Genomic DNA, 15,705 nt, shown 5'->3' on the forward strand with positions numbered 1-15,705 from the left:
GAGCAGCGAGACCGAGCGCGCGGTGGAGACCTGCAACGCCGCGCCGGTCAGCGGCAGTTTCTCGTCGCGACGCGGGGAGACGTAGGTGTCGTCGGGGATCCGCAGTTGTTCCAGGGCCTCACCCGCGGTGATGCCGGTGGTCCACACCTTGCGCGGCGTGCCGTCGACGGTGAGGGTGATCTCGCGCGCGCGGTTGAACACGATGGTCGCCCCGTCGACGAGCGCGGCGGCCAGGTTGGGCCGCACCAGATCGCGGTCGGTGACGTAGAAGCCCGCCGCGCGCAGCAGGCCCGCGACGTTGCGCGACATGGTGGTCTGGGTCGACTTCTCACCGTCGACCACGACCGTGACCGTCTTGCGGTTCACGATGGCCATCGCCGCGCCCACGATCAACGTCATCAGCAGCGCCGCGATCGCCGCGTAGAGCAGCGGCGATCGGGACCGGTTGATGCGCACGAAAGGGGACATGATCACAGCACGATAACGAAGGGGTTTGCACTCGACAACCCCGGGAGCGGGAGCAGTGCCCGCGAAGATCACGAACCGATCACGAGCGCCCTGGTGGATCACGAAATAGGTAACGCCGAGTGATCTGCCCCACAATATGTTTGCGCGCCGCTCCCGAACGGGAAGTTCAGATGCGGTACAACCGCCGCGCGTTCGCCGTGGTAATCCGCGCGAGTTCCGCCGGATCCTGTTCCCGCAATTCCGCCAGCGCCCGCACCGTGTACGGCAGGCAATACGGTTCGTTGGGCGCACCGCGGAACGGATGCGGCGTCAGATACGGCGCGTCGGTCTCCACCAGGATCTGATCGTCGGGCACCACCTTGGCGGCCTCGCGCAATTCGTGCGCGTTCCGGAAACTCACCGTGCCCGAGAAACTCAACACATATCCCTCCTCGACACACGCCAGCGCCATATTCGTGTCCGAGGAGAAGCAGTGGAAGATCACCGTGGGCGGCGCGCCCTCGTCCAGCAGCACCGCCAGCAGATCGTGATCGGCCTCCCGGTTGTGGATCATCAGCGGCTTGCGCACCCGCTTGGCCAGATCGATGTGCCAGCGGAAACCCTCGATCTGGGTCTCGACGTCCGCGCAGCCCTCGAGTTTGCCCGGCCAGTAGTAGTCCAGGCCGGTCTCGCCCACCGCGACCACACGTGGGTCGACGGCGAGCTTCTCCAGATCCTGCTTGGCGGCCTCGTCCAGCGCGTTCGCGCGCGTCGGGTGCAGGGCCACCGCCGCGTACACCCGGTCGTCCGCGCCCGCCGCCCAGACCGCCCACTTCGCCGCGGTCAGATCGTCGGCGACCGTCACCACCGTGCCGACGCCGACCGCGGCCGCGCGGTCCACCACCACACCGAGCGAGGCGGCGTCGCTCGCGCCGCACGCGTCCAGATGGGTGTGCGCGTCGACCAGCGGTTCCAGCGGCGGCGGCAGCGGCGGGGCCTCGCGTTTGGCATTCATCGACGACCTCCGATCGCCGACAGCGCGCGTGCGGGCATATTCGTTCGAGGCTGTGCGGGCACGGCCATTACAGTAGACACACCATGAGCGCAGCCGACCGCACAGCCTTCTACATCACCACGGCCATCGCGTACCCGAACGGTGCGCCGCACATCGGGCACGCCTACGAATACATCTCCGCCGACGCCATCGCCCGGTTCAAACGCCTCGACGGCCACGAGGTGTTCTTCATGACGGGCACCGACGAGCACGGCCAGAAGATGCAGCAGGCCGCGGCCGCCGAAGGCATTCCGGTGGAGGAACTCGCGGCGCGCAACTCCGATGTCTTCGAGGCGCTGGACAAGGCGCTCGACATCTCCTACGACCGGTTCATCCGCACCACCGACGAGGACCATCGCGCGGCCAGTATCGCCATCTGGGAGCGGATGCTCGGCAACGGCGACATCTACCTGGGCAACTACTCGGGTTGGTATTCGGTGCGCGACGAGGCGTTCTACACCGACGAGGAGACCACAGTCCTCGAGGACGGCACCCGGATCTCCACCGACACCCGCACCCCCGTCGAGTGGACCGAGGAATCGAACTACTTCTTCCGGCTCTCGCAGTACCAGGACGAGCTGCTCGCCCTCTACGACGAGCATCCCGAATTCATCGCGCCCGCCACCCGGCGCAACGAGATCATCAGCTACGTCAAGGCGGGGCTGAAGGATCTGTCGATCTCGCGCACCACCTTCGACTGGGGCGTCCCGGTGCCCGAGCACCCCGACCATGTCATGTACGTGTGGGTCGACGCGCTCACCAACTACCTCACCGGCGTGGGGTTCCCGGCCACCGATTCGGCGGCGTTCCAGCGCTTCTGGCCCGCCGACCTGCACATCATCGGCAAGGATATCACCCGCTTCCACACCGTGTACTGGCCGGCGTTCCTGATGTCGGCGGGGGTGGAACTGCCCAAACGCGTGTTCGTGCACGGGTTCCTGTACAACAAGGGCGAGAAGATGTCGAAGTCGGTCGGCAACGTCGTCGACCCGCTGGAACTGGTCGACGCCTACGGCTTGGACGCGGTGCGCTTCTTCCTGCTGCGCGAGATCTCCTACGGCCAGGACGGCAGTTACAGCCACGAGGCCATCGTCGGACGCATCAACGCCGACCTGGCCAACGAATTCGGCAACCTGGTGCAGCGCAGTCTGACGATGGTGAACAAGAACTGCGGGGCGGTCGTGCCGACCCCGGGCGAGTTCACCGCCGAGGACACCGCCCTGCTCGACCGCGTCAACGGACTTCTGGAGCGTTGCCGCGCCGAATTCGATGTCCAGCAACTGCATCTCGCGCTCGAGGCGATCTGGCTGACCCTCGGCGAGACCAACAAGTACTTCTCGGCCCAGCAGCCGTGGGCGCTGCGCAAGGCGGGCACCGAGGCGGATCTGGCCAGGATGGCGACGGTGCTCTACGTCACCCTCGAGGTGGTGCGCGTGGTCGCGATCCTGGTGCAGCCCGTGATGCCCGCCTCGGCGGGCAAGATCCTGGATCTGTTGGGGCAGCGCGGCCGCGAGTTCGCCGATATCGCCACGCCGCTGGTCCCGGGTACCGCGCTGCCCGCGCCGGAACCGGTCTACCCCCGCTACGTCGAGGAGAAGGTCTAGGACCGCTCGACTCAGCGCCAGCGCGCGAGCAGGCGCTTGGCCTCCTCGGCGAGCGCGAACTGCAACAGCGGGCCGAAACTGATCCGCGCCACCCCTTGATCGGCCAGCACCGACAGTTCCGTCTCGCCCGGCTTGGCGATCGCGTTGACCGGCAACGTGAGTTCGGAGGTCAGCCTGCGCTGGTCGGCGTCGCTGTGCCAGCCCACCGGGTACAGGACGTCCGCGCCCGCCGCCGCGGCGAGATTCAGCCGGGCCACCGCGCGATCCACACGGTCGGCGTCCTCGCCGTCCTTGCGCAGGAACAGGTCGGTGCGGGCGTTGACGACCACGTGCACCCCGGCGGCGTCGGCGAATTCGCGCAGTCCGCGCACGAAGTCGGCGTGCTCCTCGGCGGTGCGCAACCGCTTGCCCTCGCTGTGCACGGTGTCCTCGATGTTGAGCCCGACCGCGCCGGCCTCGAGCAGCCCTTCGATCAACTGCGCGGGTTCCAGCCCGTAGCCGGATTCGATGTCGACCGAGATCGGGACCGTCACCGCGTCGGTGACCTGCCGGACCCGGGTCAGCAGTTCCAGGAAGGTCATGCCCTCCCCGTCGGGGCGGCCCACCGAATCCGCGACCGGGTGGCTGCCCATCGTCAACGCCGGGAAGCCCGCGTCCACCGCGAGATTCGCCGACCACGCGTCCCACACCGTCGGCAGGACGACCGGGTCGCCGGGCCGGTGCAGCTCGAGCAGTGCCTTGGCCTTGTTCTCCACTGAGGTCATGATTCGATCTTTACCCGTTCGCGGCGCGGGCCGCCAGCACCGCGTCGTAGAGTTCGCGGCGCGAGACACCGGCGACCGCCGCGACCTCGCCGCAGGCGTCCTTGAGCCGCAGTCCGTCGGCGATGCGCGATTCTACTTCGGCCACCAGGTCGGCCGGGTCGGCGTCGACCGGTTCCGCGCCCGCCAGGACGACGGTGATCTCCCCGCGCGCGCCCTCCACCGCCCAGGCGGCGAGTTCGGCGAGGGTGCCGCGCACGACCTGCTCGTAGGTCTTGGTGAGCTCCCGGCAGACCGCGGCGCGCCGGTCGGGCCCGAGGACCTCGACGGCGTCGGCCAGACAGTCGGCGAGCCGGTGCGGGGCCTCGAAGAACACGCACGCGCGCGGTTCGGCGAGCAGCGTCCGCAGCCAAGTGCGGCGCGGACCGGATTTGCGCGGCGGGAACCCGTCGAAGCAGAACCGCTCCACCGGCAGCGCGGACAAGGCAAGGGCCGTGGTGACGGCGGACGGTCCGGGCAGACACGTCACCGGCAGGTCGCGCTCGACGCACGCGGCGACCATGCGGTAGCCGGGATCGCTGACCGAGGGCATGCCCGCGTCGGTGACCAACAGCACCGTGCGCCCCTCGGTGATGTCCTCGAGCAGGGCGGGAATGCGCGCGGTCTCGACGTGGTCGTAGAAGCTGACCACGCGCCCGGTGATCTGCACCCCGAGGGCCTGGGCCAGCGAGCGGGTGCGGCGGGTGTCCTCGGCGGCTACGACGTCCGCGCCTGCCAGCGCGTCGCGCAGGCGTTGCGAGGCGTCGCCGATATCGCCCATCGGGGTCGCCGCCAGCACGAGCCCGCCGCGCGTGTCCTGTTCCGCCGCCCGTTGCGCCACCGCACTCCCGTCCCGACCGCCGGACCCGGCGTCCGCCGCATCCGCAGTGCAGCCTAGTGCGCGGCGGCGCGCGGGCCGTCGCGCGCCGGTCGAGGGGACGCACCGCTGCGCGACCCGCAGCCGTGGAACGCATACGATCGGGGCGTGACCCAGGTGACCTCCCGCGCGACCGCACCGTCCGGGACCCCGCCCTCCTGGTCGAGTCCCGCTCCGCTGCGGCCGACGCCCGATTTCGGGCCGACCGACACCCTGCGCGGCTGGGCAGTCACCGGATTCCTGACCTTCGTCGCGTTCCTGACCAGGCTCATCGGGCTCAACTACCCCACCGACGCCAAGACTCCGGTCTTCGACGAGAAGCACTACGCGCCGCAGGCGTGGCAGATGGTGACCGGCGGCGGGATCGAGGACAACCCGGGCTACGGCGTGGTCGTGCATCCGCCGGTCGGCAAGCAGATGATCGCGCTGGGCGAGATGGTCTTCGGCTACAACGCCTGGGGCTGGCGGATCACGGCGATGCTGGCGGGCACGCTGATGGTGCTGGTGGTGATGCGGACCGTGCGCCGCATGGCGCGCTCGACGCTGATCGGCGCGATCGCGGGCATCCTGCTGATCGCCGACGGCGTCACCTTCGTCTCCTCGCGTTTCAGCATGCTCGACATCTTCATGGCGCTGTTCGTCACCGGCGCGTTCGGCTGTCTGATCGTGGATCGCGACGAGGTCCGAAGACGGTTGGCCCTGGCGGACGCGGAGGGTCGCGCCGGACTGACCCGCTGGGGTCCGCGGTTGGGGGTGCGCTGGTGGCGCTTCGGAGCGGGCGTGCTGCTCGGCCTGGCCTGCGGCACCAAATGGTCCGGCCTGTATTTCGTTCTCGCGTTCGGTCTGCTCAGCGTCGCCTTCGACCTGGCGGCCCGGCGCACCTACGGGGTGCGCGCGCCGTGGCTGGGCACGGCGGTCCGCGATATCGGGCCCGCGCTCTACGCGCTGGTCCTGATCCCGATCGGCGTCTACATCGCCACCTACTGGGCGTGGCTGAGCAGCGAGACCGGCGTCTACCGGCACATGCCGGGCAATCCGTCCGCCCCCGGCGACCCGATCGGCCGGGACGGCTTCTGGTCGCACGTGATCCCCGACGCGCTGCGTTCGCTCTGGTACTACAGCGCGCGGTCGATGGAATTCCACACCGGCCTGACCAATTCGGCGGGCAACCACCACCCGTGGGAATCCAAGCCGTGGACGTGGCCGATGAGTCTGCGCCCGATGCTCTACTACTACGCCGACGGCAGCGTGCAGGGCTGCGGCGAGGCGCAGTGCGTCAAGGCGATGATGCTGATCGGCACGCCCGCGCTGTGGTGGATCGCGCCCGTGGTGCTGGTCTGGGCGCTGTGGCGGACCGCGACCAGGCGCGACTGGCGCTACGCCGCCGTGCTCACCGGCTACGCGGCGGGCCTGCTGCCCTGGTTCCTCACCCTGGACCGGCAGATGTATTTCTTCTACGCGGTCCCGCTGGCCCCGTTCCTGGCGATGGCCGTCGCGCTGGCCCTCGGCGACATCCTCGGCTCGGGCTCGCATCGACGCAGCCCCACCGGAGCGATGCTGCCCACCATCCCGTCCGAACGCGCGAGCCTCGGACTGCTCATCGTCTGCCTGTACGTGAGCCTGGTCGTCATCAACTTCGTCTGGCTGTGGCCGATCCTGACCGGCGCGCCGATCACCGTCTCGGAGTGGCAGAACCGCCTGTGGCTGCCGAGTTGGCGCTGAGCGCGGCTCAGCGTGCCGCCCGCAGCGCGGCCTCCAGGTAGCGCCGCGCGGTCGCGTCGTCGAGTCCGAGTCGTCGGATCGCCGCCACGTAGTCGGTGGCCGCGCGGCCCGCGGCGTCGACCGTCGGGTCGCCGGAGGAGGCGATGAAGGTGCCCTGGCGTCCGCGGGTCTCCAGCACGCCGTCGGCCTCGAGTTCGCGGTAGGCGCGCGCCACCGTGTTGGGGGCGAGGCCGAGATCGGCCGCGAGCGCGCGCACCGTCGGGATCTTGGTGCCCGCGGTGAGTTCGCCCGCGCGGACCCTGGCGATGATGCCTTGGCGCAGTTGCTCGTACGGCGGGATCTGCGATTCGTGGTTGATCGTGACCGGGAACATGGCGGCTCACACCTCGTCACGGGCGAGCGGACAGGACAGGCAGCGGGGACCTCCGCGCCCCGACCCCAGTTCGGAGCCGGGGATGGTCAGGACTTCGATGCCCGCGTCGGCCAGGCGCGCGTTGGTCATCTCGTTGCGTTCGTAGGCCACCACCACGCCCGGCGCGAGGGCCAGGGTGTTGTTGCCGTCGTCCCACTGTTCGCGCTCGGCGGTGACGCCGTCCAGACCGGTGTCGATGACGCGCAGTTTGCCGATGCCCATGGCCTCGGCGGCGGCGGGCAGGAACGGGTCGGGGCCGCGCATGTCGACCCCGCCGCCCCCGGTACGGCCGCCGTAGTCGTCGCGACGGCGAATGGTGAACGCGCGCAGGCTCTCGCGCACCGCCTCGTACATGACCACGGCGTCGGTGTCGACCATGGTGCACACGGTGTCCAGGTGCATGGTGGCCCTGGTCTGCGCGATCGGGACGACCAGCACGGTGTGGGCGAGGTCGTCGTCGAACAGGCTGCGCGCCAACGCTTCCGCGCCGGCGGGCGAGGTGCGCTCACCCACGCCGACGGCGACCACGCCCGGTGCGAGCAGCAGGACGTCGCCGCCTTCGATGGGGGCGGTGTGCGATTCGTAGGCCCGGCGCACGCCCAGGAAGCGGGGGTGGAAGGCGTAGATCAGATCGGTGAAGGAGGTCTCGCGCATCCGGGCGGGCAGGGCCAGGGAGGTGATCGCCACCCTCGGTCCGACCCAGAACGAGGAGTCCCGGGTGAACAGCAGGTTGGGCAGCGGATCGATGACGAAATCGCCGCCGTGGTGCATCCGACGCACCAGCGAGGTCGCGTCGGGACCGATCGGGAGTTCGTCGAAGGTCATCCCGGCCATCAGGATGTCGGCGAGTTCGCGCGCCGGGACCCCGCGCAGGTGGGCGGCCAGTTCGTCGGCGAGGGTGTGACCGAGGCGGCGCGCGTCGACGGCGGCGTTGATGCCCTGGATGCGCGCGGCCCCGCTGACGGCGAGGGTTTCGGCGAGCAGGTCGGCCAGCAGCAGCACCTCGACGCCGCGCTCGCGCAGCACGCCCGCGAAAGTGTCGTGCTCCTGCTGGGCGCGTTCCACCCAGGGGATGCCGTCGAAGAGGAGTTGATCGTTGTTGCGCGGGGTCAGTCTGCGTAGTTCGTCGCCGGGGCGGTGCAGCAGCACCGCGCGCAGGGTCGCGACCTCGGAGGTCACCCCCCAACGAGGTTCGTGGACACGCCCCCCGGACACAGCATCAGCTCCCATGACCCGACCGTAGTTCCCGGATCGGTCCTGAGCACGCAATTGGTCGTGCGATGTTGCGAGCCGTCCATTCCGGAGACCGCCGCCAAAACCTGAAGTATTGTTTAGGTGAATGGAGGAGAGTGCATGTCGACTGCCGATTGGCGAGCGAAGGAACTGACCCCCGGTCAACTGTCCGAGCGTAGCGGAGTCGCGGTTTCCGCGTTGCACTTCTACGAGCGCGAAGGACTCATCACCAGCCGACGCACCAGCGGCAACCAGCGCCGCTACACCCGCGAAACCCTGCGCCGGGTCGCCTTCATCCGCATCTCGCAGCGAGTCGGCATCCCGCTCAGCGAGATCCGCGCCGCCCTCGACAAACTCCCCGAAGGCCGCACCCCCACCCGCCGCGACTGGGAGACCTTGTCCACCACGTGGCGCGGTGACCTCGACGATCGCATCAACCAACTGATCCGCCTGCGCGACAACCTCACCGGCTGCATCGGCTGCGGTTGCCTGTCACTGGGCAGTTGCAAACTGGTCAACGAACACGACCGGCTCGGCGTCGAAGGACCCGGCGCGCGCGTCCTCGACACCCACCTCAACTGTCCATCGAAGCCAGCAGCTTGCTGAAGTGCGCGCTCGCGCGCCGCATCACCACGTCGTAGGGCAGCGCGAATTTACGCGCCCACCAATAGCCGAAGCGGATGTCGAACGAGCTGTAGACGATGAAGCGATTGCGTTCTATTCCGCGCAAAATCGCCGTCGCAACCTTTTCCGGCGCCACCGCGTGTCGGGTGAAGATCCCCGTCATCCGGCGGACCCGCGGGTCCTCCTTGTTCACCCCCACCAACTCGAAACTGTGCACCAGCGGGGTGTCCACGGCTCCCGGCGCGACCAGATGCACCGAAATGCCGTGCGGCCGCAGATCGAAACGCAGCACCTCCGAGACGCCCCGGATGCCGAACTTCGCCGCGCTGTAGGCCGCGTGCCAGGGTAGGGCGATCAGCCCCGCCGCCGAGGACACGTTCACCAGCGCCCCGCCGCGGCCCGCGCGCACCATCGGCGGCACGAAATTCTCGATGACGTGGATCGGCCCCATCAGGTTGACCTCGACCATCCGCCGCCAGTGCTTGTGCTCGAGGTTCTCCACGGTGCCCCACGCCGAGGTGCCCGCGATGTTCATGACGATGTCGAGGGCGTCGTGCTCGGCGTGGACCTTCTCCGCGAAAGCGGTGACGGCATCGAAGTCGGTGATGTCGAAAGCGGCGGCGGCCAGCACCGTCGCGCCCGCCGCGCGGATCTCCGCCGCCGTGCGCTCGAGCCCTTCGGCGTCGATGTCGGTGAGCACCAGCAGCGCTCCCGCCTCGGCGGCGGCCAGCGCCGTCGATCGGCCGATCCCGCTGGCCGCACCTGTCACCAGGACCTTCGCGTCCCGCACCGTCCTACGTCCCACAACAGCCACGCGCATCCCCATCTCGTGTCGCTCGGATTGTCACCGCAGGGTACTCGGCCGCCCGGCGCGCGTCGCCCACCTCGGCCGACCGGGACCGCGCGGAGCGGTTCAGCGGCCCAGCACGTCGAGCATGCCCGCCACCGCGCGCGGCCAGGTGAACTGTTCGGCGCGGGTGCGCGCGGCCAGGCGACGACGCGCGGTCGGCAACGCCAGCACCTCGGTGACCGCCTGGGCGAAGGCGGAGGGATGGTCGGCGGCGACCGCGCCGCACTCGTCGGTGACGATGTCGACCAGCGCCGAGGACCGGCTCGCCACCACCGGCGTTCCCGCCGCCAGCGCTTCCAGGGCCGCCAGCCCGAAGGTCTCGTGCGGGCCGGGGGCCAGCGAGACATCGGCGGTGGCAAGCAGTTTCGCGACCATCGTGCGGTCGGTGATGAACCCGGTGAAGTGGACGGCCGGGATGCCGCCCGCCAGCGGCGGCAGCGCACGCGCGCGCCGTTCCAGCGCCTCGCGGCGCGGCCCGTCCCCGGCGACGACCAGTCGCGCCCGCACCCCTTCCTTGCGCAGCGCGCCGATCGCCTCGATGCTGCGGTCGACCCGCTTCTCCACCGACAACCGCCCGCAGTGCACCAGCAGCGGCCATCCGGGGCCGAGGTCGTTGCGTAGTCGGTCGTCACGCTTGTGCGGGCTGAACAGGTCCAGATCCACTCCCAGCGGCACCAGTTCCACATTCGGCGCGCCGATGCGCTGGAACTCCTGGCGGGCGAATTCGGTCGTGCACACGACGACGTCGTAGTCGGCCGCGGTGCGCCGGTTGGCGATATCGGCTAAACGGCGTGCCGCCGAACCGGGCAGGATCTGGCCGAGCAGCCGGTCCAGCCGCTCGTGGGAGATCATCACGCTCGCCACCTCGCGACGCCGCGCCCACCGGCCGAACCCCCGCAACGTCAGCCGGTCCGACACTTCCAGCACATCGGGGCGCAGCCCTTCCAGCGCGTCGGCCACCCGGCGCGGATCGGCCGCGCGGTAGCCGCCGGTCCACGGGATCGCCAGCGCGGGCAGGGTGATCCGCACGACCCCGGACGGCAGGATCTGCTCGTCGCGAGCCGAGCCGGGCACGATGAGCACCACTTCGTGCCCCTCGGCCACGTAGCCTTCGCCCAGGTGGTGCAGCGCGGTGCGCAGACCACCGGACCGCGGACCGTAGAAGTTCGCCAGCTGCACGATGCGCACCCCGCCGATCGTGCAGCGGGACCGGTTACCGCCGGGACACGCGCGCTCAACGGAACGTGAACAGCAGTGGAAGACCCGGCGAAAGCGCGGGCACGGCCGGTCAGCGGGCGGACTGCGTGCGTCCGACGCGCGGCAGATCCAGATCCAGCGGGATGCGCCCCAACGCCAGATGCTGTTCCACCTCGTTGGACGGCATCGGCCGGGCGATCAGGAAGCCCTGCGCCCGATAGCAGCCGAGACCGACCAGGGTGCGCGCCGCCACCGCCGTCTCCACGCCTTCGCCGACCACGCCGAGTCCGAACGAGCCGGCCAGCGAGATGATCGACTTGACGATCGCCAAGTCGTCGGTGCTCGCGCCGAGCCGCTGCACGAACCCGCGGTCGATCTTCACCGCGTCCACCGGCAGCGCCTTGAGGTGCGACAGCGAGCTGTAGCCGGTGCCGAAATCGTCGATGGCGATCTGCACGCCCATCCGCTTGAGCCCGCGCAGCGTGACCTGGGTGCGGGCCAGATCCTGCACCACCACGTGCTCGGTGATCTCCAGGCAGACCGAACTGCCGTCGATCCCGAACAGCCGCAGGATGTCCTCGATGCGCTCCACGAAATCGAGGCTGACCAACTGCACCGGCGAGACGTTGATCCGCATGATGACGTTGGAGGCCAGACCGCGCCGCCGCCATTCGGCGAACTGCGCGCACGCCGAGCGGATCACCCAGCGGCCCAGTTCCCCGGCGAGGTTGGTGGCCTCGGCCACGCTGACGAACGCGGCGGGCGGCAGCAGACCTCTGGTCGGATGCATCCAGCGGACCAGCGCCTCGAGCGCGACGATCCGGCCGGTGCGCAGGTCGACCTCGGGTTGGTAGTGCAGCAGCAGCGAGCCGTCGGAGACCGCGCCGCGCAGGTTGAGTTCCACGTCGTCCTGCAACTCGAACTGCGCGCGCATCGCGTCGGTGAAGACCGCGACGCCGTTGCCGCCGCCGGATTTGGCCGACAGCAGCGCGTGGTCGGCGCGGCGCAGTACGTCGGCGACGGTGGTCTCCCCCGGTATCCCGACCGCGACGCCGACGCTGGCCCCGCGGCTGACCGATTCGCCGCCGACGGTGACCCGGCGTCCGATCAACTGCTGGACGCGGGCGGCCTCGTATTCGGCGGCGACGGCGTCCATCGGCTTGGCCGGGACGATGACGAATTCGTCGCCGCCGAGGCGCGCGATCATGTCGTTGGGGTCCAGGTGCTCGCGCAGTCGCGACGACAGCGTGCGGATGAAGTTGTCGCCCGCCGTGTGTCCCAGAAAGTCGTTGAGGGCCTTGAGGCGGTCCAGATCGAGGAAGAACGCGGCCACCGGACCGGGCGCGCCCGCCTGGAGTCGTTCCTCCATGTGCTCGAGCAGCGCGCGGCGGTTCGCCAGACCGGTCAGGTCGTCGTGCAGGGCGATGTAGCGCAACCGCTCCTCGGCGACCACCCGGGCCTGCAACTGCGCGAACAGCGCGGCGATGGCCTTGAGGACGTTGAGTTCCCTGGTGCTCCACTCCCGGTCGCCCGACTTGACGAAGCCCAGCACACCGGTGGATTCGCCGCGCGAGAGCAGCGGCACCGCCGCGGAGGTGACCTGCGGGATGCCCGAGGCGCGGCGCACGGTGTCCTGGTAGTCGGCGAACTCCGGGGTCGGTCGCGCGACCAGCGGTTCGACCGCGGTCTCGAGCTGACGGAAGACGCCGTCGGCGTTCTCGAAGTAGATGACGCCGAGCGGATCGGGATCGGGCACCTCGGGCCTGCGCGGCCATTCCGCGACCAGCACGGTGGCGCGACGCTCGCGGTCGGTGTGCCGCACATAGCTGAAATCGACATCGAAGTACTCGACCAACTGGGCCAGTACGCGTTCGGTCGCCGCCACCATGGTCGTGGCGTCAACACCCATCAGCTCGGAGGCGACCTGGGTCACCAGTGAGTCGAGTGTCCGCCGAGGCACCTTGTCTCCGATCGCGCTAGCTTCGGGTGTCAACGCCCGGCACCGGACGCCGCCTGCTCCGCACCGTGGCAGCGGCCGCGTGGCTCAGGCGCAGAACCAATGCCATGATCTCATGTCCGGGCACTCCCAGTAGGTTCAGGAAACGGCTCTGAAGTGACGCTAGTGTATCCGCGTAGTCCGGGGAAATCGCGGCCAGTTCGCCAGAACTTCGCGCGTACAGGTACGGCGGGGAGATCGGCTGGACGGCCGCACCGCGTCGCTGCGCCTCGATCCACACCCGCTGCACGGCCCCGCCCGCCCGCGCGTAAGGGGTGAGTCCAGGGCCCGCCGCGATGGTCACCGCCACCAGCGCCGAGGCCGAGCGCACCCGGTCGCCCGTGTAGGCGCCCAGTGCCGCGCCGCCGTCCCATGACCGCACCTGCGCCATCACCTCGGCGCGTCGCCCGATCTCCAGTCCGGCCTGTTCGGTCGCGGTCATCGCGAGACTGCGCGCGTCGATGCCGACATCGGGATCGCTCGCGGGCCAGCGGATCTCGCTCTGCATGTCGGCGTGCAACCGCGGCGTGAGATAGCGGATCCGATCCGCCTCCGCGAGCAGATCGGCGGCGGCGGCGAGGTCGGCGGGATCGGTGAGCACGTGCAGCCCCGCCCCTTCGAGCGCGGCCGCGGCGAGCAGCGCGGGCAGCAGTTCCGGCGGCAGCGGCTTGCCGTCGCCGAGCCCGCGATTGGTCTCCCTGGCGAGCAGATCCGGGTAGTCGGCGGCCGTCGCGGCATCCCCGCCCGCGCCGAGGACCAGCGTGGCGGACAGCGGAACCACGCCGTCCGATTCGTGGATTTCGACCGATTTCAGCAAACCTTCGGCAGCCGCCGCGGCGCGCGCGTTGTACAGCGCCGCACCCACCGCCACGGCACTGCCGCGATACCCGATATCCATGGCCGAGGAGTGCTCGACGGCCAGGTCGACGCCGATCCGGTCGCCGTCGACCCGCAGCCGCCACGGCTGGACGTTGCCGCCGGAGGGCGCCCGATTGGCGGCCTCGAGCACCCGGGCGACCGGATCGTCGGCGGTCGGGGGTTCGGGCGGGTCGTCCCAGACGGCATCGCCGACCGGCACGGGCTCCGCGAGTTCATCCAGCAGGCGGTCCATATCGATGCGGATCCGACCCGAGGCGAGCTTCTGTCCCAGACCGATGCGCCGGGCCGCGGCCACCACGCTCGCCGCGCCGTACATCACCTCGCTGCCCAACTGCGGCCAACTCGACAGCGTCTCACCGACTTCGACCATGCTGGCCGCCAGGCGCGGTGACAATTCGTCGGCGCCGAACAGGCGCACCACGAACGGGGCCTTGTCCTTGGCCGCGAGCCCGCGCAGATCCGCCGCGCGCAGACCGCCGAGCAGGCCGTGGAACGGCGGACGCCCCGGTTCCAGATCGAAGCGCTCCACATCGAGCAGGCCGCGGTCGCTGGTCTCCATCAGCAACGGCACGCGCTGCCGGGCGGCGGCCTCGCGGACCACCAATTTCATGTCCAGCGAATCGCATTCCTCGACCACGACGGACAAGCCGCGCAGGAACTCGTCGGCGTTGTCGGCGGCCACGCCGGTCTCGACGATCTCCACCGGCAGATACGGGTCGAGTTCGGCGATGCGCCGCGCGGTCACCACCGCTTTGTTCACGCCGATGTCGAAGACGGTGCCCGCGACCCGATTGAGATTCGACAGTTCGATCTCGTCCAGATCGGCCAGACGCAGCGCGCCCGCGACACCCTCGAGCGCCAACTGATAGGCCACCGCGTGTCCAGCGCTTTGCCCGACCACGCCGATCGTGGACTCGCCCAGGCGATCCTGTTCCTCGGCCGTCAGTTTGTTGCGATTGCGATCCAGTCGGACCGCGCGGTACTCGGCGGGCCCCAGCACGCCCACCAGCGCGCGACGCCACGGGTAATGGATCCAGCGCCGGGTTTCCGGGCCACCGGCGGGCATTCGCGCGCCCGCGAGTCGGTCGTATTCCGCGAGCAGGAGTTCGATGAGATCCACGCACTCGATATCGGGCGCGGCCCGCAATTGTTCGAGGACGCGCGCGTCGTCCGGGACGTTCTCGTCGAGGATCCGCGGTCGATATTCCGGTACCCGACGCCGGTCACTACCCATGCGCGCGACGACCCGCCGTTTCCGTCCGTCGCGGCGAACTCGCGATCCCCGGCAGATCGGCCCAACCGAGTTGACGTTGTTCGGCACGGGTCAGCGCGCACTGCGACTGCTCGGCAAACTCATGGAATCGTTCGATGTCCCACCACAGCGGTACCGTCTCGTATCGTTCGTCCGGATACGGGGCCGCGGGGATATGGTCGGCAACCACCGCGCCGCTCGCGCGATGGCGAGCCACGGTGAAGGTGGCGACGGTGGCGAATCCGTAGCGCGCGTCCAGCATACGGGCGGTGTGCAGCACGCACCGCGAGACGGCGGCGCTCAGCGCCGATCGGTGCGCCGAATCCCGGTCGACCCAAGCGCCTTTGGCCTCGATCACACCGTCGGGGATGCGGTCGGCGACCATGGCGCGCAGATCGTCGGCGCCGGCGTGACCGACCCAGTCGGCGACACCCCTGACCTGCTCGGCCGCGCCGTAGACGCCCTGCATCCTGACCCCGGCCACCACGGCGCCCGCGGGGTCGACGGCCAGGAAGCACAATGCGGTGCTGTGACCGTCCTCGATGCGTTCGTATTCGAGCGCGGCCTCGACGCCGAAGTGACGGTAATTCTCCAGCGCACCGCGCAGATACTGCTCCCACAGGACCGGGCGTGCGGCGGGGGTGGAAACATAGAACATGCATCCGGACTGCTCGTCCCGAAATCGCGGGATTCCCCTGTCCAGGGATTCTTCCGGAACGACTGCAATCGCGTCGACAGTCATCGGTATTCCTACTCCG

General features: G+C 69.7%; 14 protein-coding genes. 3 read left to right on the forward strand and 11 right to left on the reverse strand.

The genetic code is table 11. The features are described 5' to 3' along the window. Both ON30_RS22710 and ON30_RS22715 read right to left on the reverse strand, forming a co-directional pair. The coding region (locus ON30_RS22710) for a ubiquitin-like domain-containing protein (protein ID WP_040710002.1) at positions 1–468 on the reverse strand (468 nt) is incomplete at its 3' end. Positions 469–634: 166 nt separating this feature from the next. Next, positions 635–1,462, reverse strand: a complete 828-nt coding sequence (locus ON30_RS22715) for a TatD family hydrolase (protein ID WP_040709960.1) — start codon at positions 1,460–1,462, stop codon at positions 635–637. A gap of 50 nt (positions 1,463–1,512) precedes the next feature. Between ON30_RS22715 and metG the strand changes: the two genes are divergently transcribed. Continuing rightward, the gene (gene metG / locus ON30_RS22720; RefSeq protein WP_281004744.1) at positions 1,513–3,105 is read left to right on the forward strand and encodes a methionine--tRNA ligase; all 1,593 of its coding nucleotides are present in this window, start codon (positions 1,513–1,515) and stop codon (positions 3,103–3,105) included. Between the two features lie 11 nt (positions 3,106–3,116). Here metG and ON30_RS22725 read toward each other — a convergent pair whose 3' ends face one another. Continuing rightward, positions 3,117–3,869, reverse strand: coding sequence for an isocitrate lyase/PEP mutase family protein (locus tag ON30_RS22725; protein WP_040709963.1), 753 nt, complete (start codon positions 3,867–3,869; stop codon positions 3,117–3,119). A 10-nt stretch (positions 3,870–3,879) separates the two neighbouring features. Further along, on the reverse strand, positions 3,880–4,746 hold the full coding sequence (gene rsmI / locus ON30_RS22730; RefSeq protein WP_281004743.1) for a 16S rRNA (cytidine(1402)-2'-O)-methyltransferase: 867 nt from the start codon (positions 4,744–4,746) through the stop codon (positions 3,880–3,882). A 144-nt stretch (positions 4,747–4,890) separates the two neighbouring features. On the opposite strand from rsmI, the gene ON30_RS22735 reads away from it, so the two are divergent. After that, positions 4,891–6,504: a dolichyl-phosphate-mannose--protein mannosyltransferase gene (locus ON30_RS22735; protein ID WP_040709965.1), complete on the forward strand. Its 1,614-nt coding sequence runs from the start codon at positions 4,891–4,893 to the stop codon at positions 6,502–6,504. 7 nt (positions 6,505–6,511) lie between these two features. On the opposite strand, the gene ON30_RS22740 is transcribed toward ON30_RS22735, so the two are convergent. After that, positions 6,512–6,877 carry a GntR family transcriptional regulator gene (locus ON30_RS22740; protein WP_040709966.1) on the reverse strand — a complete coding sequence of 122 codons (366 nt, stop codon included), beginning with the start codon at positions 6,875–6,877 and terminating at the stop codon, positions 6,512–6,514. 6 nt (positions 6,878–6,883) lie between these two features. After that, the gene (gene arcA / locus ON30_RS22745) at positions 6,884–8,146 is read right to left on the reverse strand and encodes an arginine deiminase (RefSeq protein WP_051029803.1); all 1,263 of its coding nucleotides are present in this window, start codon (positions 8,144–8,146) and stop codon (positions 6,884–6,886) included. A 123-nt stretch (positions 8,147–8,269) separates the two neighbouring features. Here arcA and soxR point away from each other — a divergent pair, with 123 nt between their 5' ends. Continuing rightward, positions 8,270–8,755 (forward strand): redox-sensitive transcriptional activator SoxR, encoded by a 486-nt coding sequence (soxR, locus tag ON30_RS22750; protein WP_040709969.1) that lies wholly within the window; start codon positions 8,270–8,272, stop codon positions 8,753–8,755. Here the strand turns inward: soxR and ON30_RS22755 are convergent. From ON30_RS22755 to ON30_RS22775, 5 genes are all read right to left on the reverse strand, one after another. Continuing rightward, positions 8,724–9,593, reverse strand: a complete 870-nt coding sequence (locus ON30_RS22755) for an SDR family oxidoreductase (RefSeq protein WP_040709970.1) — start codon at positions 9,591–9,593, stop codon at positions 8,724–8,726. The genes soxR and ON30_RS22755 overlap by 32 nt on opposite strands. A 93-nt stretch (positions 9,594–9,686) precedes the next feature. Next, complete coding sequence (locus tag ON30_RS22760; protein WP_040709972.1) at positions 9,687–10,811, reverse strand: glycosyltransferase; 1,125 nt, start codon at positions 10,809–10,811, stop codon at positions 9,687–9,689. A gap of 100 nt (positions 10,812–10,911) precedes the next feature. Next, positions 10,912–12,729: a putative bifunctional diguanylate cyclase/phosphodiesterase gene (locus ON30_RS22765; RefSeq protein ID WP_051029809.1), complete on the reverse strand. Its 1,818-nt coding sequence runs from the start codon at positions 12,727–12,729 to the stop codon at positions 10,912–10,914. A gap of 67 nt (positions 12,730–12,796) precedes the next feature. Then, complete coding sequence (locus ON30_RS22770) at positions 12,797–14,929, reverse strand: Rv1355c family protein (protein ID WP_040709974.1); 2,133 nt, start codon at positions 14,927–14,929, stop codon at positions 12,797–12,799. Next, positions 14,922–15,605, reverse strand: a complete 684-nt coding sequence (locus ON30_RS22775) for a hypothetical protein (protein ID WP_051029805.1) — start codon at positions 15,603–15,605, stop codon at positions 14,922–14,924. The genes ON30_RS22770 and ON30_RS22775 overlap by 8 nt, the downstream gene beginning before the upstream one ends. Between the last annotated feature and the right edge of the window lie 100 nt (positions 15,606–15,705).

Source organism: Nocardia takedensis NBRC 100417, assembly GCF_000308695.1.
Lineage (GTDB): Bacteria > Actinomycetota > Actinomycetes > Mycobacteriales > Mycobacteriaceae > Nocardia > Nocardia takedensis.

Excerpts from the sequence above, each read along its gene's own strand:
- ON30_RS22715 (WP_040709960.1), bottom strand. The coding sequence starts at position 1,462 with ATGAATGCCAAACGCGAGGCCCCGCCGCTGCCGCCGCCGCTGGAACCG.
- ON30_RS22725 (WP_040709963.1), bottom strand. The coding sequence starts at position 3,869 with ATGACCTCAGTGGAGAACAAGGCCAAGGCACTGCTCGAGCTGCACCGG.
- ON30_RS22740 (WP_040709966.1), bottom strand. The coding sequence starts at position 6,877 with ATGTTCCCGGTCACGATCAACCACGAATCGCAGATCCCGCCGTACGAG.
- arcA (WP_051029803.1), bottom strand. The coding sequence starts at position 8,146 with ATGGGAGCTGATGCTGTGTCCGGGGGGCGTGTCCACGAACCTCGTTGG.
- soxR (WP_040709969.1), top strand. The coding sequence starts at position 8,270 with ATGTCGACTGCCGATTGGCGAGCGAAGGAACTGACCCCCGGTCAACTG.
- ON30_RS22755 (WP_040709970.1), bottom strand. The coding sequence starts at position 9,593 with ATGCGCGTGGCTGTTGTGGGACGTAGGACGGTGCGGGACGCGAAGGTC.
- ON30_RS22765 (WP_051029809.1), bottom strand. The coding sequence starts at position 12,729 with ATGGGTGTTGACGCCACGACCATGGTGGCGGCGACCGAACGCGTACTG.
- ON30_RS22770 (WP_040709974.1), bottom strand. The coding sequence starts at position 14,929 with ATGGGTAGTGACCGGCGTCGGGTACCGGAATATCGACCGCGGATCCTC.
- ON30_RS22775 (WP_051029805.1), bottom strand. The coding sequence starts at position 15,605 with ATGTTCTATGTTTCCACCCCCGCCGCACGCCCGGTCCTGTGGGAGCAG.